Origin of the sequence: Rhodococcus sp. SJ-3 (assembly GCF_051918125.1) — a bacterium.
Lineage (GTDB): Bacteria > Actinomycetota > Actinomycetes > Mycobacteriales > Mycobacteriaceae > Rhodococcus.
The window spans coordinates 26,758-46,316 of the sequence record NZ_CM123306.1; the positions used below are offsets into that span (position 1 = coordinate 26,758).

Consider the following 19,559-nt stretch of genomic DNA (forward strand, 5'->3'; position numbering starts at 1 on the left):
TCCTCACAGCGGATACCGACGCGCGGGAAGGCAACAATGCGAATGACCTCCCCGCGCCGACGATCAGTGCGCGAAACCCGTTGCGGTGTGTCCCGTACCCACCCCGGCACGCAGATGCTCGACCACATCCTTGATCGACACGGCAAGCTTGTATGCGAGGTCGCGGCTGAAACCCTCCCGCAAGACCACCCTCAACACAGCAATTTCCTCAGCATCGGCGGGCATGGTGTATGCGGGAACCTGAAAACCACGGGCACGCAGTTCGTGAGAGATGTCGAAGACCGTGAATCCCGGATCACCCACCAGTCGGAATGAGAGGACGGGTATCGCCGACCCATCCGTGATGATCTCCATGTCGTCGATTCCCGAGATTTCGCGTGACAGCATCAATGCGGTGTCCCGCAGCGATTCCATGATCTGGGTGTAGCCGGCGACCCCCAGGCGGATGAAGTTGTAGTACTGGCCGACCACCTGGTTACCGGAGCGGGAGAAATTGAGTGTGAATGTCGGCATGTCCCCGCCGAGGTAATTGACCCGGAACACGAGATCCTCCGGTAGATGCTCCTTCGACCGCCAGACCACGAATCCGATTCCCGGATAGGTCATTCCGTACTTGTGGCCGCTGACATTGATCGAGACGACACGGGAAAGGCGGAAGTCCCACTCCAGCTCCGGATGCAGGAACGGGACCACAAAGCCTCCACTTGCCGCATCGACATGCAACGGGACATCCGGTCCGCCGTCCGCAGCGATCTCATCGAGCGTTGCAGCGATATCCGCGACCGGCTCGAGTTCGCCGGTGAACGTCGTCCCGAGAATGGCCACCACACCGATGGTGTTCTCGTCGACGGCATCGCGAACCTGCTTCGGAGTGATGACGTACCGACCCGCCTCCATGGGCAGGTATTTGGGTTCGACGTCGAAGTACCTGCAGAATTTCTCCCAGACGACCTGAACGTTGCTGCCCATGATCAGATTGGGCTTGGTGGAGTCCTTGCCCGCCGCGTCTCGTGCCTGCCTCCACCGCCATTTGAGCGCAAGGCCTGCCAGCATCACGGCTTCGGACGATCCCACGGTCGAGACGCCGGTCGCCGACGTCGGATCCGTCGGGGACAGACCCTCGGCATGGAAGAGTGCCGCCACCATATTCACACAGCGGGTCTCGATCTCTGCCGTAGCAGGGTACTCGTCCTTGTCGATCATGTTCTTGTCGAAGGTTTCCGCCATGAGACGGTCGGCCTGTGGGTCCATCCACGTGGTCACGAATGTCGCCAGGTTCAGGCGCGAGCTTCCGTCGAGCATCAATTCGTCGTGGATGAACCGGTAGGCCGCCTCGGGCTCGGTCTCCGTCTTCGGGAGCCGTAGCGCCGGAATCGGGTCGGTTCCGAGACGACCTGTGTATGCGGGCGCAAGCGTCTCCGACGGGGCAGCAATGTGATCTGACATCTCTTCCTCCGATACTCGGCATCGAAGATCTGTGCGATTCGATGCCTGTTGTGAACTGGATTTCGTCTGAACCGGTCACTTTCCGATCAGACCTCGATCGGCGGGTAGAGCCTTTCCATCGTGTAGCGACGATTACGTCGAACGGACAGCGCACTCGCTGACAAGGACACGAGCAGGATCCCTGTGAGGACGGCAGTCGCGATCCACAAGCGAGAATCGATCTGGTCGGCCACCGTGAGCTGGCGCAACCCGTTGACCGTGTAGGTCATCGGATCGAACGGATGGATGTACTGGAACGGTGTCGCCGTGGTCGGCACGGGATAGATGCCACCGGCGGACACAAGTTGCAGCATCAGGAATGCCAGGGTGACGACACGTCCGACCGCAACTCCGAATACCGCATTGAACGCCTGGATCATCGCCAAATAGGTCGCCGACACCAGCATCAAGAACAGCACCGTTCCCACAACGTGCTTCACATCGAGCCCGACACCGAAATGCACCACCGTGTACATGACCACCACCTGGAGCACGCCGACAAGCAGCGCGGGCCAGTACGACGCCAGCACCGTCCGGTACAGCCCGACACCGGCGACTGTCGGCCTGGACTGCAGCGGAGTCAGCAGCATCCATGTGATGATACCGCCGACGAACAGAGCCAGCGAGAGGAAAAACGGAGCAAATCCGGTGCCGAACGTCGATGCTTCGTTGGTCGTGTTCTGCTGCAGCGCGACAGGCGTCGACAATGTGTCGGCCGTCGCAGTGCGTTGTTGATCGGTCCAGCTCGGTACCTGCTGCGCCCCCTGGGCGAGCGCATCCGCAAGTTCATGCGAGCCGGACTGCAGTTCTACCATTCCGGAGGAGAGCTGACCGGCACCGCCCGACAGTTGGACACTTCCGTCGGTCAGCTGAATCAATCCCGAATGCAGCGTTGCTGCACCCGAATTCAACTCGTTGACACCATTCTGCAACTGACGCACGTCGGATGCGAGACCACCGTCTTGAAGAAGCGCCAGGCCGCTGCGCAGCGGGCTGCTCGGATCGTTCAGCTGGTACTCGAGGGCGACGGCGTCGCCTTGCAGCCGCACGATCTCGGCACGTAACGCCTCGGTGTCGTCCACGGCCTGTTGCGCAGTCATCGGCGTCAACGCGGCGATGGCCTGCGCAACGATCGGGTCCGAACTCTGTCCGAGGATGTCGATGATCTGTTGAACCGCGGCCCCCGCGGTTGCCTGCGCCGGCCGGGGTATCCGGTCCTCCAGCGCGACGATCGATGCCCGAAGGTCGGATGCCTGACTACCGACGTTCACCAACGCACCACTGTCGAGAGTGCTCAGAAGGGGATCGGTGACCCCGTCGATCGCAGTCGCAAGCTGGTTCGCCCCGGCAGCCAGTTGTGCGGAGCCATCGCGCGCGGTCACCATGTTGTCAGCGAGCTCGGTGGCGCCCGCATCGAGCTGGTCTGCTCCCTCCTTCGCGGTGTCGATCCCGGATGCGAGTGTGCCTGCGCCGGTGGCGGCCTGCTTCAGGCCCGAGCCTGCAGTCTCCAGCCCCGTGAGCACCTGCCCGACGCCCTGTGCGCCGATCGTCGAGTTGACCTGGCCGATCACCTGCTCCGACGCATCCTGTCCGATGATCGTGGCCAGGTAGTTGTTCGCATCGTTGAAAGTGAAGGTCAGATTGGCCTTTTCGGGACTGCTGCCGTTCGGCGACTCCACTGCCGCGGTGAAGTTCTCGGGAATGGTGATCGTGTAGTAGTACTTTCCGCTCGCCAGACCATCGGCCGCGTCGCTCTCCGACACCTCGTTCAAATCGAGCTGCCCGGACGCGATGAGCGACTTGACTACCTGATCACCCGCGTCGATCTGCTCGCCCGTTGCGGATAGTCCGGTGTCGTTGTTGACGATCGCGGCCGGAATCTTGTCGACCGCACCGAACGGGTTCCAGAAGGCCCACAGATACATGGCGCCGTAGAGGAGCGGCATGAGGATGATCGTCGCAATTGCGATACGCGGCATCGTGCCGCGGAAATACCGTTTCGAATCACTACCGAGGGAAATACCTGCGAGCATCGGTCACCTGCCTTCGGTCATGACGCCGATGTCGCCTGGGCCGAGGAGTCCGTGCAGGTCGACCACAGCCCGCACCCCCGAATCCGGCTTCTGCGGGTTCACATCGGCGGTGATCACCGATTGTCGCTCTCCGAGCGCGACGAGTCGCTCCAGCAAGGTCTCGCGCTCTGCATCATCGGCGACCTTGTCGATCCGCCCCACCACCAGAAGGGGCGGTCGATGGGTATTGGCGACCGCGATGCGCAGCAGCAGCTGCGCAATCTCGGGCAGATCGTCGACGAACGCGTTGAGCGGTGGAATCGGCACATCACCGAAAACTTCCGAGCACATGTCAGCGACGCCCTTCTCGTCCACGCGCGGAACGAACTTGTACCACGGTGAGTTCCAGCGTTTCTGCTCGGTCACGAGATCACGCACGGTGACGGACGGCTGGACTTCGTCGAGTTCGTTCATGCAGGCGATGGCAGAACGGGCGAACACCTTCGTCGGCTTGTTCTCGAAACCGAGGACGGTAAGAGATCCCCGCGTCAGCCGCATCCTCCCGCACAATGCCATGAGCAGCGCCGTGCGCGCGGCGCCGGCCTGCCCCGCCACCACCGTCACACCACCCTGATCGATATCCAGGTCGAGGGGGCCGAACACGTGCCCCCACGGACCGTGGAGTTCGATGGCTCGCGCGGACACGAGACTGCCCGGAATGTGCGTCCATTCGGACCGGTCCACGTCGAACGCACCGGGATCGTCGTACTCCTCGGCTCCGGATTCTTCGAGATTCGTTTCGGCCAAAGCTCATCCCACATTCCGCATAATGTTGATCGATATCCGGACCTGCCCGACCGTGCCATCGCGAACGACGCCACGTACCGAGCCCCCGGCTTCAGAGCAGGCTTTTGACGATCCGGCCGTTCTTGACGATCACGGACAGATTCTTCTCGGGGTCTGCCAGCAGAGTCAGGTCATCGAGAGGATTTCCGTCCACGAGCAGAACGTCGGCCCACGCACCCTTGCGGATCACCCCGAACGGGGCCCGCCGGTACGGGTCCCTCTCACCGGCGAGGCGGAACAGTTCCGCGTTCCCCGACGTCAGCATTCTCAGGGATTCGAGGTTGGTGTAGTGGTCACCGAGCCGGGCTGCCATCTCGCTCTGCCGAGGAGCGATCTGCGGCTCGAGCAGGAGGTCGGTGCCCCACGCCGTCTTGACACCGTGCTTCTTCGCCCACTCGTAGACATGGTCCACACCGGTGCAGATCTCCCGGTCCTTCTCCGCGCGATCGGGGTCGGGATAGTGGTGGTCGCCCAGCGCAAACGGCTGCATCGACAACCACACCTCCTTTTCCGCGATGAGCGCGATGGTCTCTTCGTCCGCGAGATGGCCGTGCTCGATGGACCGGACGCCCGCCGCGAGCGCCCGCCGGATCCCGGTGACGTTGTATACGTGCGTCGCTACATATGTGCCGTAGTCGGTCGCCGCATTCACCGCGGCCCGAAGTTCCTTGTCGATGAACTGAACCGTGTACAGGGGGTCGTACATCGAGGCCGCCCCACCACCGACCATCAGTTTGATCTGGGATGCGCCCTTCTTGAGTTGTTCTCGCACGCCGGCGAGAACCTGATCCTCTCCGTCCGCGACCCGCATGAACCCGATCTGCTCCGCGCGGCTCTGATCACCACCGAACACTGTCGGACATTGGTAGACAAACCCGAAGTCACCGTGCCCGCTGGTCTGCGAAAGCGCCGCTTGGGAAGGGTAGATCCTCGGCCCTTCGAACAGACCGCGGTCGATCACCGACTTGATGCTCGCGGTATCACCCGCCATGTCCCGCACCGCGGTGAAACCTCGGTGCAACATGTTCTTCGCCTCCGCGAGCCCGTTCAAGGCGATATGAGCCTCGGACCCCATCACCATGTCGACGTACGAATTGGCGTTGCCGACGAGGTGGACATGAGCATCGCTCATCCCCGGCATCAGCACTCGATTCGCCCCGTCGACGACGACGGTATCGCGACCCGGTTCATCGCCGATCGGCGACTCGGACACCGCGCTGATGACGTCTCCGTCGATCAGCACATCGCCACCGAGCAAGTCACCGGAGTGACCGTCGAACACGCGAACATTGCGGAATAGCAGACGTTTATCGGAATCCGGGGTTGCCGTCATGAGCCGGACGCTAATCCGCACATCCCCGGCGTGCGGCCGATCCACCCGGCCACACGAGGAATTCACCCCTCCACTTCACCCTCAACCCACTCTCCGCGGAGAACCTTTCCCGAACAGGGACTTTCGGCCCCAGTCAGGACTCCTGATACTCCGCGTGTCGTACAGCGCAGTGTTCTACACTGCCGCCATGCTGATCCGCCCGACCTTGCGCGTGCAGTCCTGGGGATTCGTTGCCGGCGCATTTCTGTTCGCGCTCGGTTCCGCGCCGGGAATTTCGAGTGCGCTGGGAACCGCGGGTGCAAATACTTCGTTCTTCGTCGGCTCGTGGTTCTTCACAGGCGCAGCGTTCGTCCAGCTGATGCTCAGCGGCGCCGCGACCGTGTCGGACAAGCAGGGCATCGGAATTCGTGCCGAATGGCTCTCGGCGCTGGTCCAGTTCCTCGGGACTCTTCTGTTCAATGTGAGCACCGGAGCAGCTCTGCACGCGCACACCGTCAAGGGCGAAGAGCATCTGGTGTGGAACCCGAATCTCGAAGGGTCGCTGTGCTTTCTCGTCTCGAGCGCGCTCGCCGTGCTGATCCTGTGGCGTGCGAAATCCTACTGGTCACCGCGGTCGAAGAACTGGCAGAGCGTATGGCTCAATATGCTCGGGTCCATCGCCTTCGGTGTGTCCGCGGCCGGGTCGTTCGTCCTCGATACCGGCAACACCCTCGACCCGAGCCTCGCCAATATCGGAACCTTCGTCGGTGCGCTGTGTTTCCTTGTTGCGTCGGCCGTCTTCCTCGGCAGGCAGGACGCACCCGAGCCGACGCGATCAGTGGCCACGTGACGACCCGTCGGCCGCCGGGATCAGGTTGCGGCGTCGTCGGGCGAACCGAGGACAGCCCCGGGCCCTTGCTCGAGAAGGACACGGAATGCGTCCTCCTCCAGAATCGGGATGCCCAGATCCGACGCCTTGTCGGCTTTGGATCCCGGATTATCACCGACCACGACGAAGGCGGTCTTCTTCGATACCGAGCCCGCCGCCTTCCCGCCCCGCGCGAGAATCGCTTCCTTTGCCTCGTCGCGTGATAGCCCCGCGAGAGTGCCGGTTACCACGATCGACATTCCCTCCAGGGTGCGCTCGATCGATTCGTCGCGCTCGTCCTCCATGCTGACGCCGGCGTCAGCCCATTTGTCGACGATCGCCACGTGCCAGTCGACGGAGAACCATTCGACGACGGCAGCGGCAATGGTTCCGCCGACACCTTCGACCGCGGCGAGTTCGTCGAGGGATGCCGACCGGATTCGGTCGAGGCTCCCGAACTCGGTGGCCAGGGCTCGGGCCGCGGTGGGCCCCACATGCCGGATCGACAGTGCGACGAGGACGCGCCAGAGCGGTTTCACCTTCGCTTTGGCGAGGTTCTGCAGCAGACGCTCGCCATTCTTGGACAACACACCCTTGCCGGTCTTGAAGATCGATGTGCGCATCAGATCGTCGGCGGTGAGCGAGAACAGGTCGCCTTCGTCTCCGATCGCCTCGGATTCGAGCAAGGCCGTCGCCGCCTCGTACCCGAGAGCTTCGATGTCGAAGGCACCCCGGCCTGCCACATGGAAGACTCGCTCGCGCAGCTGGGCCGGGCAATACTGCTGGTTCGGGCAGCGGAGGTCGACGTCGCCCTCCTTTGCCGGGGCCAGGGGGGTCGAGCATTCGGGGCACTCACTGGGCATCACGAATGGGCGTTCGCTGCCGTCGCGAAGGTCGACCACAGGCCCGAGCACCTCCGGGATCACATCCCCGGCCTTGCGCAGCACGACGGTGTCGCCGATCAGGACACCTTTGCGTCGGACTTCGGACGCATTGTGCAGAGTCGCGAGCGACACCGTGGACCCGGCGACAGTGACCGGCTCCATATACGCGAAAGGCGTCACGCGCCCGGTGCGCCCGACACTGACCCGGACGTCGAGCAACTTGGTGGTGACCTCCTCGGGCGGATACTTGTAGGCGATCGCCCAGCGTGGAGCACGTGATGTCGACCCGAAGCGACGGTGCAGTGCCATCTCGTCGATCTTCACGACGAGACCGTCGATCTCATGTTCGACGTCGTGGCGGTGCTCGCCCCAGTACTTCATCCGTTCGATCACCGCGTCGGCGCCGGTCACCCGCAAGGTATGCGACGAGACGGGCAGCCCCCAGGCCGCGAGCGCATCGTAGGCATCGGATTGGGACTCAGGACGGAACCCTTCGATCCGGCCGAGGCCGTGGCAGATCATGCCGAGTCGGCGCTTCGCCGTCACCGCCGGGTTCTTCTGTCGCAACGACCCCGCAGCCGAGTTCCGGGGGTTGGCGAACGGCGGCTTTCCCTCCGCGACGAGGCTGGCGTTGAGGGCCTGGAAATCTTCGAGCCGGAAGAACACCTCTCCGCGCACCTCGAGGACCGACGGAATCGGATATTCGTCTGTGCCGGTGAGTCGTTCCGGGATGGAGTCGATCGTCATGGCGTTGAGCGTGACCAGTTCGCCGGTGCGTCCATCTCCACGCGTGGCTGCACGAACGAGCCGTCCGTCCTCGTAGACGAGGTTCAGTGCGACGCCGTCGATCTTGACCTCGCACAGGTAGTGCAGGTTCGATCCCGCCTCGGATTCGACGCGGGAAAGCCAGGCGCGCAGTTCGTCCTCGTCGAAGACGTTGTCGAGGCTGAGCATGCGTTCGAGGTGATCGACCGCCGTGAAATCGGTGGCGAAACCGCCACCGACCAGTTGGGTGGGCGAATCAGGGGTGCGAAGGTCGGAGTACTCGTCTTCGAGCGCGTTGAGTTGCCCGAGCAGCTGATCGAACGCACCGTCGGAGATGATCGGGGCGTCGCGCACGTAGTAGCGGAACTGGTGCTCCCGCACTTCCTCTGCGAGCTGCTGCCAGCGCTCGCGCACTTCGGGTGGAGCTGTGTGGGCCACGTCCGTCGGTTCACTCACAGCTTGCAAGCGTAGTCGAGGGGACCGACGAACCTGTCAGAGCGATTCGGGGTCTTCTAAGAATGCTGCGGAGATGTCGCTCGCCAACCGGAGCGCCGTGCGGGCCCAGACGGGGTCGGCGCCGGCGAGACCGCACGCCGGCGACGCCGACACCGACCGTAGCGTCGTGCGCGGGAATCCCAGCCGGTCGATCAACGCGACGGCGGGCTCGGCCAGTTCCCTCCAGGTCGGAGTCTTCTCCGGGGCGACCGTCGGAACGAGGCCCATCAACAAAATGGTGCCCGAGTCGAGCAGTTCTCCCACTGGGTCGAGCTCTGCGCGTGTGAGCTGCGCGAGGTCGAACGAAACGGCTGCTGCGTCGCTGCGCCGGAGCAGGTCTGCGGGAAGCCTGCCCGAGCAGCAATGCACCGCCGCCGGGGAGCCGAGGCCGCCGAGCGTCGTATCGAGAACGTGCTGAATCTCTGGTTCCGGCACGGCAGGTACGGTTTCGAGCATGGTGCGCCCCTGCAGCGTGCCCGCGAGTACCGCGGGCAGGGCAGGCTCATCGATCTGAACGACGACGGAGACGCCCAGACGCCGGTGGAGCTCCGCCGAGTGCCGCGATACACCTTCGGCCAAGGACTCCGACAGGTCGCGAACCGCCCCGCGGTCGACGAGAGCACGTCTACCTGTCGCGAGCTCGGCATGCGCGGCAAGAGTCCACGGGCCGATCGACTGCACCTTGACGGTGCGATCGGCGCCGGCGCCCGCAAGCTCCCACGCTTCCTCGAATGCGTCGAGATCCTGCTTCATCAGGTCTTCGGCGATACGTGCGACTGCACCACGCCCGGCGCGCAGGCGGTAGCCGGTGGTGGTGGTGTCGAGGTGCATGTCGACGAGCAGAGCACTCGCACGACCGATCATGTCGGCACCGAGTCCCCGCGCAGGCAGTTCCACGAGGTGCGGCAGTGCAGGGAGTTCCCCGACGATCACCGCGGCGGCCTCACGAGCGTCGGTGCCCGGCCATGAGCCGATTCCGGTGGCCAGGCCTGCCCAGGGGTTCACGTGTTCCCGCGCTGCCGTCACTGGTCTCCGGTCGCTCGGGTCGCTGCGATGGTGCCGCTCCCGAGGACCATGTCGCCGGCCGGGTCCGGTCGATAGAGAACTGCAGCCTGGCCTGCCGCGACACCGGTCAGGGGTTCGCGAAGCGAAATGTCGATGCCGCCGGCGACGTCTTCGGCGACCGCTGCCGCGAGACCGCCGTGCGCACGGACCTGCACGACGCATTCGATCGGTCCGGCCGGCGCGGAACCCGATGTCCACACTGCCCGTTCGGCCCGGATCGACGACACCTGCAGGCGTTCGGCACTTCCCACCTTCACGGTGCCGGTCTCGGGTTCGATCTCGGTGACGTAGCGAGGGCGGCCGTCGGCACCGGGGCCCGCGATCCCGAGCCCCTTACGCTGGCCGATCGTGAAGCCGTGCACCCCTTCGTGTTCTGCGAGAACGTCACCCGAGTCTGCGTCGACCACAGCACCCGGTCGGACACCGATCCGCGCCCCGAGGAAGGCACGGGTGTCGCCGGACGGAATGAAGCAGATGTCGTGGCTGTCCGGCTTGTTCGCCACCGCCAGGCCACGCTCCGCGGCCTCTGCACGGATCTGCTCCTTCGGGGTGTCTCCAACGGGGAACATCGCACGCGAGAGCTGTCCGGCGGTCAGCACTGCCAGTACATACGACTGGTCCTTGTCTGTGTCGACTGCGCGACGCAGGACACCGTCGGCGAGTTGCGCGTAGTGACCGGTCGCGACCGCATCGAAGCCCAGGGCGACAGCACGATCCGCCAAGGCCGAGAATTTGATCTTCTCGTTGCAGCGCAGGCACGGATTGGGAGTCTGACCTGCCGCGTAGGCGGCAACGAAATCGTCGATCACGTCTTCTTTGAAGCGGTCGGCGAAATCCCATACATAGAACGGGATCCCGAGCACATCAGCGGCGCGGCGTGCATCCCCCGCGTCTTCCTTCGAGCAGCACCCGCGCGAGCCGGTACGCAGCGTGCCCGGCGCCGCGGACAGCGCCAGATGCACGCCGACCACCTCGTGTCCGGCATCGACAGCACGGGCCGCGGCAACCGCCGAATCCACACCGCCGCTCATTGCCGCAAGAATCCTCATTCTCGGTCACCTCCTCGTCCGCCGACGCTCGCCATCCCGGCGGCGCGCGCCCGCTCCACCACCTGCGGCAGCACCGCGAGCAGAGCATCGATATCATCTTGGGTTGTAGTGTGTCCCAACGAGAAACGTAAGGATCCGCGCGATACTGCAGGGTCGCACCCCATCGCTACCAGCACGTGACTCGCCCGCGCCACACCAGCAGTGCATGCCGAACCCGTCGAACATTCGATCCCGGCGGCGTCGAGCAACATCAACAGCGAATCGCCTTCGCACCCGGGGAAGGTGAAATGCGCATTACCCGCCAACCGATCGGCGCCGACAGGCCCGTTGAGCGCCGCGTCCGGAACGACCCGTTCGACACCGGAGATGAGCGCGCCGCGTAGGGATTCGAGTTCTGCGGTGCGCGAAGGCAATTCGGCAGTGGCGTGACGAAGCGCGGTGGCCATGCCCACGATCGACGCGGCGTCCTGCGTCCCGGACCGCACATCTCGTTCGTGGCCGCCACCGTGCGCAAGCGGCACACACGGCACTTGCCTGCCGAGCAGCAGCGCGCCGACGCCCTGAGGACCGCCGAACTTGTGCGCAGCCACCGTCAGGGCCGACAGCCCGCTCCCCGCGAAGTCGACAGGCAGGTGCGCCACCGCCTGGACCGCATCGCTGTGGATCGGGATACCGAAATCTGAGGCCACCGCAGCGAGCCCGGCGATCGGCATCACGGTGCCGACCTCGTTGTTCGCCCACATGACGGTGACGAGTGCGACCTCGTCCGCGTGGGCCTCGAGCTCGTCTCGTAATGTGCGTGGATCCACGCGCCCGACTTCGTCGACGGGCAGCCAGGTCACGTCCGCGCCCTCGTGTTCGACGAGCCATTCGACGGCGTCGAGCACGGCGTGGTGCTCCACGGCGCTCGCGATGATGCGGCGGCGCCGCGCGTCCTGCGCGCGCCGGCCCCAGTAGATGCCCTTGACTGCGAGATTGTCGCCCTCGGTGCCGCCCGAGACGAAGATCACCTCCGACGGACGCGCACCGAGATCCGCCGCGATCGACTCGCGGGCCTCCTCGATACGACGCCTGGCCGCACGGCCGGAACCGTGCAGGGACGATGCGTTTCCGACCGTCGCGAACACTTCCGTCATCGCCTCGATCGCCGCGGGCAGCATGGGCGTGGTCGCGGCGTGGTCGAGATAGACGGTGGTCTTCGAGGTGCCGGACGGACCGGCGGCGGGCAAGGTCATGACCGATCCAGGATAGCCGGTGGATCGGGCGACTGTTGCGGTCACCTGGGTGACGGTGCGCTCACCTCCGTGTCCGCGGTCGGCGTCTGCTCGGGCACTGCTGTCCGGACCAGGTGCGGGGCGCCGTCCCGTCCGGACGACCGTACCGCCCGTTCACACCGGGCAGCGAGGTCGCGACGATCGAAGCCCGGCCACTCGAGCGGTGCAACCGTCACCGACGCGACCAACCCGCGTGAGCGCACGAGCCGGGCGATCGAGGCTCCGATCGTCTCCTCACCCACAAACGCAGGCGCGGCGGTCCGCACGCCGGTGTGGTCCAGGTAAGCGAACCCGATCGGCTGCACCGGGCACTCCGCATCGATGGCGGCCTCGAACAGCGCCGATCGAAACCCCCCGTAGGCGCGACCACACCAGGTCGTCCCCTCGGGGAAGACCGCGACACGCTCACCGGCTTCCAATCGCGTGCGGACGGTGTCGACGACACCGGGCAGAGCACGCAGGCGTTCGCGTTCGATGGGAATCACGCGCATTCGCCGCGCCAGCGACCCGAGGGTGCCCCAGTCCAGCAGGTCGGCGCGAGCCACGAACCCCGCTGGAGAGACGGTCATGATCACCAGCACGTCGACCCACGACACGTGAGGGGCCACGACGAGGAGTCCCCCCTCGTACCCGCGCCTGTCACGAAGGTCCGTGACGGTCACGCGCATTCCCACGCACCGCAGCAGACCGCGGGCGCCCGCGCGCAGGACCGCCTCTCGCGCAGAGGCCGGGGCAAGCCGGGTCGCTGCGAGAATCGGGGCACAGGCGAGGAGCACCACGACGCTGAAGGCACGCATGACGACGGTCGGCCACGCGACGCGACGTGACGCCGAGGGGAGACAACCCTCGCCGCAGGGGCTCGCCGGCATCCACGCGTGCGCGCGTGCGGTCATGCTTCGCTGCTTTCCGCGGCGCTCCGAAGTCTGTCGAGATAGCGGATGTTCGCGTCGTGCAGGCTCAGCATTGCGACGAAGTCCGCTACGCCGAAGCCGGGATCGTGTGCGGGTTCACCGCAGATCCGGGCACCGAGTCGTAGATATCCGCGCATGAGCGGCGGAACGGTCACTCGCGCGGGCTCGTCGACTTCGTCGAGGCATCGACCGTCGACGGCCACCGGGTTCAAGGGACGGACCCGTCGTTCCGGCTCGATGCCGTGGCGTTCGAGCACCATGTCGCGCACACCCCGGACGTTTGCTCCCACAGCCTCGCCGGGATGGAGCTGCATCGGCACCGAGACGCAACCGATGACCCGATCGTGGCCCGTCAGCTCCAGGTAGCGAAGAATCCCGGCCCACATGAGCGTCAGGACGGATCCGGAACGGTGGGCTGCATCGACGCACGCGCGACCCATCTCGACGGCACGCAGACCGTAGGGGTCGAGGGCGGTGAGGTCGAATTCGGTGGCGGTGTAGTAGCCGCCTGCCTCGAACGCCGCGCGCGGCGGCAGCATCCGGTAGCAACCGACGAGTTCGCCGGTGCGGCTCTCGTGCGCGAGGAGGTGGTCGCAGAAGTCGTCGAACGGGTCGGCGTCGAGGTCGCTGCCGTCCGCGGGTAGTGCGAAGCCGGGTTCGGCGGCGAACACTCGGCGCCGTAGTCGCTGCGCGGCTTCCCGGTGGTGTGCCTCGGTGGAAATGCTCAGGGAGTATCGCGGACCGGACAGCACCGGAACCGTGGATTCTCGCGTGTGTGACAGCACCGCTGATGTGGTCATGGTGCAGGTGTAGCGCGGCGGTGCGGCACGTCGGCAGCGGTGCGGTGTCTCGTTCGTGAACAGGGTGGAACAACCGCGCGGCCCCACCCCGGGAGTCCGGGATGGGGCCGCGCGGAGTACTACGCGAAGGACCTTCTCAGCCCTTGTGCTTCTTGATTGCCTCGGTCAGCTGCGGTGCGACGTTGAACAGGTCGCCCACGACGCCGTAGTCCGCGATCTCGAAGATCGGGGCCTCTTCGTCCTTGTTGACCGCGACGATGGTCTTCGAGGTCTGCATGCCTGCGCGGTGCTGGATGGCACCGGAGATGCCGAGCGCCACGTACAGCTGCGGCGAGACGGTCTTGCCTGTCTGGCCGACCTGGAACTGGCCCGGGTAGTAGCCGGAGTCGACAGCGGCGCGCGAGGCACCGACTGCGGCACCGAGCGAATCGGCGAGCTCCTCGACGACCGAGAACTTGTCGGCACTGCCGACGCCGCGGCCACCGGAGACGACGATCGACGCCTCGGTGAGCTCGGGGCGGTCGCCACCGACGACAGGCTCACGCGAGGTGACCTTGACAGCGTTCTCTTCCTGCGCCGGAACCTCGACGTCGACGCGCTCTGCCGCACCGGCCTGCGGAGCGGACTCGATGGCACCCGGGCGAACCGAGATGACCGGAACCTCGCCGTTCGCCTTGGCGTCCACGGTGTACGCGCCACCGAAGATCGAGTGGACTGCCGAACCGTCGCCCTTGACGTCGACGACATCGACGAGCAGGCCCGAGCCGATACGAGCGGCGAGACGGCCGGACACCTCCTTGCCCTCGACCGATGCTGCGGTGAGGACGGCTGCGGGGCTGGTGGACTCGACGAGGGCGGCGAGAACGTCGACCTTCGGGGTCACCAGGTAGCCGTCGACGAGGTCTGACTCGGCGGCGTAGACCTTGGCGGCACCGGCCGCGGCGAGCGCTTCCTGCAACTTGTCTGCGGTGCCCGCGGGGCCTGCGACGACGGCGGACGGCTCACCGAGTGCACGTGCGGCGGTGATGAGCTCGACGCTGACCTTCTTCAGTGCACCCTCGGCGTGCTCGACGAGCACGAGTACTTCTGCCATTGCTTGCTTCTCTCCCTAGATATGTCTGCTGTGTGCCGTGGGGCGCGATCAGATGATCTTCTGGCCGACCAGGTACGTGGCGATCTGGTTGCCGCCCTCGCCCTCGTCCGCGACGCGCTCACCCGCGGTGCGCGGGGGCTTCGGCGTGACACCGGTGACGGTGGTGGCAGCGTTGGCGACACCGAAGATCTCCGGGTCGAGACCGATCTCGGCGAGCGTGAGGGTCTGCACTTCCTTCTTCTTCGCGGCCATGATGCCCTTGAAGGACGGGAATCGCGGCTCGTTGATCTTCTCGGTGACCGAGATGATCGCGGGCAGCGGAGCCTCGATGCCGAAGAGGCCCTCGTCGGTCTCGCGCTCGCCGGAAGCCTTGCCGTCGGCGACGGTCAGCTTGCGCAGGTGGGTGAGGTGGGGCAGGCCCAGGTACTCGGCGATGATCGCCGGCACAGCACCCGCCCGACCGTCAGTGGCTTCGTTACCTGCGATGACCAGCTCGACGCCCTCGATCTGACCGAGCGCAGCAGCAAGCGCGTACGACGTCTGGATGGCGTCCGATCCGTGGAGAGCGGGATCGTTGAGGTGGATGGCCTTGTCAGCACCCATCGACAGCGCCTTGCGGATCGCATCGGTGGCGCGGTCGGGTCCGGCCGTGAGGACGGTCACCTCGCCGCCGTCGCGCTCCTTGATGAGCAGGGCTTCTTCGACGGCCCGCTCGTTGATCTCGTCGAGCACGGCATCGGCTGCTTCACGGTCGAGGGTGAAGTCGCCGTCGGTGAGCTTGCGCTCGGACCACGTGTCGGGGACCTGCTTGATCAAAACGACGATGTTCGTCATGGGTCTACGTCGACCTCCTGTGTGTAGCTGCTTCGGATCGGAGAGGCGATGCCTGAACCGACTACTCGTGCCTTTCGCACGCTGCGTGCGTCAGGTTACCAAACGCTAAGTTACCGGGTGGTAACTTAGCGGAATTCACGGTTCACCATAACTGCAGACGAGGAGCGAGATGGCTGTGATCTGGACCACCGAGTCCGACGCCACACACGGTGGGTCTACTCTCGGGGCGGTGAGCGACTCCACCGTCCGCGCCGACGGCGCGCAACAGCTGCCACTGACCGGCGAACGGACCGTCCCCGGCATCGCCGAAGAGAACTATTGGTTCCGCCGCCACGAAGTGGTCTACCGCGACCTGCTGCCGCGATGCGCCGGCCGCACCGTCCTCGAAGCCGGTGCGGGCGAGGGTTACGGAGCCGACATGATCGCCGACGTCGCCACGCATGTCATCGGGCTCGACTACGACGAGAGCGCTGTCGCGCACATCCGCGCCCGCTACCCGCGCGTCGACATCCGTCAGGGCAACCTCGCAGAGCTCCCCCTCGACGACGCCTCCGTCGACACGATCGTGAATTTCCAAGTCATCGAGCATCTTTGGGACCAGGATCAATTCCTCCGCGAATGCCACCGCGTCCTGGCACCCGGAGGCGAGCTGCTCATCAGCACCCCCAACCGCATCACCTTCTCCCCCGGGCGCGACACCCCGCTCAATCCCTTCCACACCCGCGAACTCGATGCCACCGAGCTCACCGAACTCCTCGTGGACGCGGGTTTCCGCGTCGAACTCGTCACCGGCGTCCACCACGGCAGTACTCTGCGCGCACTCGATGCCAAATACGGAGGCTCGTTCATCGATGCGCAGATCGAGCGTGCCCTTGCCGGTGAGCCGTGGCCCGACGAACTCACCACCGACGTCGCGGCCATCACCTCCGACGACTTCGCGCTCTTCTCCGAGAACATCGACGACAGCCTCGACCTGGTCGCGATCGCGGTGAAGGATCCCGCTCCATGAGATCCGAAACCGCACGCGAACCGGGGATGTTCGCCCTGGTCCTCCACTCGCATCTCCCCTGGCTCGCGCACCACGGACGGTGGCCGGTCGGCGAAGAATGGCTGTACCAGTCGTGGGCCGCGACCTACCTTCCCGTTGTCGACGTCCTGCGCCGCCTCGCCGACGAGGGACGTTCACGGCTACTTACCCTCGGCATCACGCCCGTGCTGGCCGCACAACTCGACGATCCGCACAGCCTCACCGGAATGCACCACTGGCTCGGCAACTGGAAGCTGCGCGCACACGAAGCGGCCGGAATGGCCGAACCGTCCTATCGCGCACTCGGCGCCCGTGAGCATCGCGCCGCCGACCGGGCACTCGAGACCTTCGAAACCCAGTGGCGCCACGGCGGATCGCCCGTCATCCGCAGCCTCATCGACGCCGACACCATCGAACTTCTCGGCGGACCGCTCGCACATCCGTTCCAGCCGCTGCTCGATCCCCGGCTCCGGGCGTTCTCGTTGTCCGAAGGGCTGGAGGACGCACGCCAGCGGTGGCAACACACCCCACGCGGAATCTGGGGACCCGAATGCGGATTCACCCCCGGTATGGAAAAAGGTTACGCCGCAGCCGGTGTCGAGCACTTCATGGTCGACGGGCCCGCGCTGCACGGCGACACCGCACTCGGACGGACCGTCCGCGACTCCGAGGTCGTGTGCTTCGGCCGTGATCTGCAGGTCTCCTACCGGGTGTGGTCTCCGAAGTCCGGATACCCCGGGCATTCGGCATACCGCGACTTCCACACCTACTGCCACGACACGGGTCTCAAGCCCTCACGCGTGACCGGACGTTCTGTCGCATCGGAGGACAAAGCCCCCTACGACCCCGACCTCGCATCGGCGGCCCTCGATCGGCACGTCACGGATTTCGTCGACACCATCCGGAAGCGCCTGCGCAGCGAATCTGCCCGAATCGGCCGCGACGCCCTCGTCGTCGCCGCGTTCGACACCGAACTGTTCGGGCACTGGTGGTACGAAGGACCGATCTTTCTGGAACGACTGCTGCGCGCCCTGCCGGAAGCCGGGATCGAGGTCGGCACCCTCTGCGACGCACGCGACCGCGGATACGTCGGCGGACCGGTCGATCTAGAGGACTCGTCATGGGGATCGGGAAAGGACTGGCGGGTGTGGGCCGGGGATCAGGTCTCCGATCTCGTCCAACTCAACGACGAGGTCGTCGCCACTGCACTCGACACCATCGACAAGTCTCGCGACGCACTCGGATCGAATGCCCCGGCCTTGCGGAACCGCGTGCACGACCAGATTCTGCGTGAAGCACTGATGACCGTTTCGAGCGACTGGGCATTCATGGTCAGCAAGGACACCGCTGCCGGCTACGCGCGCGACCGCGCCCACAAGCACGCCCATGCCACACGTGAGATCGCGGCCGCGGTCGCAGAAGGCCGTGCTGCCGCCGCGACCCGGCTCGCCGACGCATGGAACAGAGCAGACGATCTGTTTCCCGGACTCGACGCGCGGCGCCTTCCCGGACGACACGGAGGTCCCCTGTGACAACGACGATCGCCCGCCGGCTCAAGATCCTCCTTGTGTCATGGGAGTACCCCCCGGTCGTGGTGGGCGGACTCGGCAGGCACGTGCATCATCTGGCGACCGAACTCGCCGCAGCCGGACACGAGGTGGTGGTGCTGTCACGCCGTCCCACGGGCACCGACGCATCGACCCATCCGACGATCACGCACATCTCCGAGGGCGTGCTCGTCGTCGCCGTGGCCGAGGACGTGCCGCACTTCGAGTTCGGCACCGACATGCTCGCCTGGACACTCGCGATGGGCCACGCGATGGTCCGCGCAGGAGTCGGGCTCAGCCGCGGCGGCATCGGCGACGGCTGGCAACCCGACGTCGTGCACGCGCACGACTGGCTCGTCGCGCACCCTGCAATCGCCCTTGCCGAATACTTCGACGTTCCATTGGTTTCCACCCTCCACGCCACCGAAGCAGGCCGGCACAGCGGATGGCTGTCGGGTCGCATCAACCGGCAAGTCCACTCGGTGGAATGGTGGCTGGCCAACGAATCGGATGCGCTCATCACGTGTTCGGCATCGATGCGCGACGAAGTCACCGAGCTGTACGGGCCCTCGCTGCCCAAGATCTCGGTGATCCGCAACGGTATCGATATCACCACGTGGTCCTACCGGGAACGGCAACCCCGGACCGTGCCGGCACAACTGTTGTACGTCGGCCGGCTCGAATACGAGAAAGGTGTGCAGGACGCGATCGCGGCGTTGCCGAAGATCCGGCGCTCCCATCCGGGCACCACGCTCGTCGTCGCCGGTGAGGGGACCCAGTTCGAGTGGCTGCGTGAACAGGCGCGCCTGCACCGGGTGGCACGGTCGGTGACCTTCGTCGGCAACCTCGACCACACCGAACTGCTCGGCTGGCTGCACGGCGCCGACGCCATCGTCCTGCCGAGCCGCTACGAGCCGTTCGGCATCATCGCCCTCGAAGCAGCAGCAGCGGGCACTCCGCTCGTCGCGTCCACCGCAGGCGGTCTCGGTGAAGCGGTGGTCAACGGCGCGACGGGGTTGTCGTTCCAGCCCGGCGATGTCGCAGGTCTGGTGTCCGCGGTCCGCGAGACTCTCGACGATCCGGTCGCAGCGCAGGAGCGGGCATGTGCAGCACGTGAACGACTCACCGACGACTTCGACTGGGGCGTGGTCGCCGAGGAGACCGTCGAGGTCTACGCCGCCGCGAAACGCCGGGTCCGGCATCCGATGGCGCGGCCGACGATCCCACAGCGTCCCCTGCCCGATCGCGGCTGAGCTACCGGCCGTCCTCGTCGACGTGCAGGCCCTTGCGGT

At 65.7% G+C, this 19,559-nt stretch carries 16 protein-coding genes; 4 read left to right on the plus strand and 12 right to left on the minus strand.

Going from position 1 to position 19,559, the window contains the following annotated elements:
- Window positions 1-63 precede the first annotated feature (63 nt).
- From ACTDXD_RS00120 to ACTDXD_RS00135, 4 genes are all read right to left on the minus strand, one after another.
- Complete coding sequence (locus ACTDXD_RS00120) at window positions 64-1,446, minus strand: glutamate decarboxylase (protein ID WP_440125219.1); 1,383 nt, start codon at window positions 1,444-1,446, stop codon at window positions 64-66.
- Between the two features lie 86 nt (window positions 1,447-1,532).
- A complete protein-coding gene (locus ACTDXD_RS00125; protein ID WP_440125220.1) occupies window positions 1,533-3,518 on the minus strand; it encodes a YhgE/Pip family protein in 1,986 nt (661 codons plus the stop codon).
- 3 nt (window positions 3,519-3,521) lie between these two features.
- Entirely contained in the window at window positions 3,522-4,304 is a 783-nt protein-coding gene (locus ACTDXD_RS00130; protein ID WP_440125221.1) for an ATP-binding cassette domain-containing protein, read from the minus strand.
- A 91-nt stretch (window positions 4,305-4,395) separates the two neighbouring features.
- A complete protein-coding gene (locus ACTDXD_RS00135; protein ID WP_440125222.1) occupies window positions 4,396-5,676 on the minus strand; it encodes an amidohydrolase family protein in 1,281 nt (426 codons plus the stop codon).
- Window positions 5,677-5,863: 187 nt separating this feature from the next.
- On the opposite strand from ACTDXD_RS00135, the gene ACTDXD_RS00140 reads away from it, so the two are divergent.
- Complete coding sequence (locus tag ACTDXD_RS00140; RefSeq protein ID WP_440125223.1) at window positions 5,864-6,505, plus strand: hypothetical protein; 642 nt, start codon at window positions 5,864-5,866, stop codon at window positions 6,503-6,505.
- A 20-nt stretch (window positions 6,506-6,525) separates the two neighbouring features.
- On the opposite strand, the gene ligA is transcribed toward ACTDXD_RS00140, so the two are convergent.
- From ligA to ACTDXD_RS00180, 8 genes are all read right to left on the minus strand, one after another.
- Complete coding sequence (ligA, locus tag ACTDXD_RS00145) at window positions 6,526-8,628, minus strand: NAD-dependent DNA ligase LigA (RefSeq protein ID WP_440125224.1); 2,103 nt, start codon at window positions 8,626-8,628, stop codon at window positions 6,526-6,528.
- Window positions 8,629-8,664: 36 nt separating this feature from the next.
- Window positions 8,665-9,693 carry a methionine synthase gene (locus ACTDXD_RS00150; protein WP_440125225.1) on the minus strand — a complete coding sequence of 343 codons (1,029 nt, stop codon included), beginning with the start codon at window positions 9,691-9,693 and terminating at the stop codon, window positions 8,665-8,667.
- Window positions 9,690-10,781 carry a tRNA 2-thiouridine(34) synthase MnmA gene (mnmA, locus tag ACTDXD_RS00155; protein ID WP_440125226.1) on the minus strand — a complete coding sequence of 364 codons (1,092 nt, stop codon included), beginning with the start codon at window positions 10,779-10,781 and terminating at the stop codon, window positions 9,690-9,692. The genes ACTDXD_RS00150 and mnmA overlap by 4 nt, the downstream gene beginning before the upstream one ends.
- Entirely contained in the window at window positions 10,778-12,016 is a 1,239-nt protein-coding gene (locus tag ACTDXD_RS00160) for a cysteine desulfurase family protein (protein WP_440127825.1), read from the minus strand. Before ACTDXD_RS00160 ends, mnmA begins: the two co-directional genes overlap by 4 nt.
- Before the next feature lie 41 nt (window positions 12,017-12,057).
- Window positions 12,058-12,948 carry a lysophospholipid acyltransferase family protein gene (locus tag ACTDXD_RS00165; protein ID WP_440125227.1) on the minus strand — a complete coding sequence of 297 codons (891 nt, stop codon included), beginning with the start codon at window positions 12,946-12,948 and terminating at the stop codon, window positions 12,058-12,060.
- A complete protein-coding gene (locus tag ACTDXD_RS00170; RefSeq protein WP_440125228.1) occupies window positions 12,945-13,766 on the minus strand; it encodes a GNAT family N-acetyltransferase in 822 nt (273 codons plus the stop codon). The genes ACTDXD_RS00165 and ACTDXD_RS00170 overlap by 4 nt, the downstream gene beginning before the upstream one ends.
- A 136-nt stretch (window positions 13,767-13,902) precedes the next feature.
- Window positions 13,903-14,859, minus strand: coding sequence for an electron transfer flavoprotein subunit alpha/FixB family protein (locus tag ACTDXD_RS00175; protein WP_440125229.1), 957 nt, complete (start codon window positions 14,857-14,859; stop codon window positions 13,903-13,905).
- Between the two features lie 48 nt (window positions 14,860-14,907).
- On the minus strand, window positions 14,908-15,693 hold the full coding sequence (locus tag ACTDXD_RS00180; RefSeq protein ID WP_440125230.1) for an electron transfer flavoprotein subunit beta/FixA family protein: 786 nt from the start codon (window positions 15,691-15,693) through the stop codon (window positions 14,908-14,910).
- A 175-nt stretch (window positions 15,694-15,868) separates the two neighbouring features.
- Between ACTDXD_RS00180 and ACTDXD_RS00185 the strand changes: the two genes are divergently transcribed.
- Genes ACTDXD_RS00185 through ACTDXD_RS00195 form a run of 3 tightly spaced genes read left to right on the plus strand, consistent with a single transcriptional unit; the run spans window position 15,869 to window position 19,520 of the window.
- A complete protein-coding gene (locus tag ACTDXD_RS00185; RefSeq protein ID WP_440127826.1) occupies window positions 15,869-16,702 on the plus strand; it encodes a class I SAM-dependent methyltransferase in 834 nt (277 codons plus the stop codon).
- Window positions 16,699-18,252 carry a 1,4-alpha-glucan branching protein domain-containing protein gene (locus ACTDXD_RS00190; RefSeq protein ID WP_440125231.1) on the plus strand — a complete coding sequence of 518 codons (1,554 nt, stop codon included), beginning with the start codon at window positions 16,699-16,701 and terminating at the stop codon, window positions 18,250-18,252. Before ACTDXD_RS00185 ends, ACTDXD_RS00190 begins: the two co-directional genes overlap by 4 nt.
- A complete protein-coding gene (locus ACTDXD_RS00195) occupies window positions 18,249-19,520 on the plus strand; it encodes a glycosyltransferase family 4 protein (RefSeq protein WP_440125232.1) in 1,272 nt (423 codons plus the stop codon). Before ACTDXD_RS00190 ends, ACTDXD_RS00195 begins: the two co-directional genes overlap by 4 nt.
- Window positions 19,521-19,559: the final 39 nt, after the last annotated feature.

What these genes read in the sequence shown, in the direction of transcription:
- ACTDXD_RS00120 (WP_440125219.1), bottom strand. Translation starts at nt 1,446, where the DNA reads ATGTCAGATCACATTGCTGCCCCGTCGGAGACGCTTGCGCCCGCATAC.
- ACTDXD_RS00125 (WP_440125220.1), bottom strand. Translation starts at nt 3,518, where the DNA reads ATGCTCGCAGGTATTTCCCTCGGTAGTGATTCGAAACGGTATTTCCGC.
- ACTDXD_RS00135 (WP_440125222.1), bottom strand. Translation starts at nt 5,676, where the DNA reads ATGACGGCAACCCCGGATTCCGATAAACGTCTGCTATTCCGCAATGTT.
- ACTDXD_RS00140 (WP_440125223.1), top strand. Translation starts at nt 5,864, where the DNA reads ATGCTGATCCGCCCGACCTTGCGCGTGCAGTCCTGGGGATTCGTTGCC.
- mnmA (WP_440125226.1), bottom strand. Translation starts at nt 10,781, where the DNA reads ATGAGGATTCTTGCGGCAATGAGCGGCGGTGTGGATTCGGCGGTTGCC.
- ACTDXD_RS00160 (WP_440127825.1), bottom strand. Translation starts at nt 12,016, where the DNA reads ATGACCTTGCCCGCCGCCGGTCCGTCCGGCACCTCGAAGACCACCGTC.
- ACTDXD_RS00165 (WP_440125227.1), bottom strand. Translation starts at nt 12,948, where the DNA reads ATGACCGCACGCGCGCACGCGTGGATGCCGGCGAGCCCCTGCGGCGAG.
- ACTDXD_RS00170 (WP_440125228.1), bottom strand. Translation starts at nt 13,766, where the DNA reads ATGACCACATCAGCGGTGCTGTCACACACGCGAGAATCCACGGTTCCG.
- ACTDXD_RS00175 (WP_440125229.1), bottom strand. Translation starts at nt 14,859, where the DNA reads ATGGCAGAAGTACTCGTGCTCGTCGAGCACGCCGAGGGTGCACTGAAG.
- ACTDXD_RS00180 (WP_440125230.1), bottom strand. Translation starts at nt 15,693, where the DNA reads ATGACGAACATCGTCGTTTTGATCAAGCAGGTCCCCGACACGTGGTCC.
- ACTDXD_RS00190 (WP_440125231.1), top strand. Translation starts at nt 16,699, where the DNA reads ATGAGATCCGAAACCGCACGCGAACCGGGGATGTTCGCCCTGGTCCTC.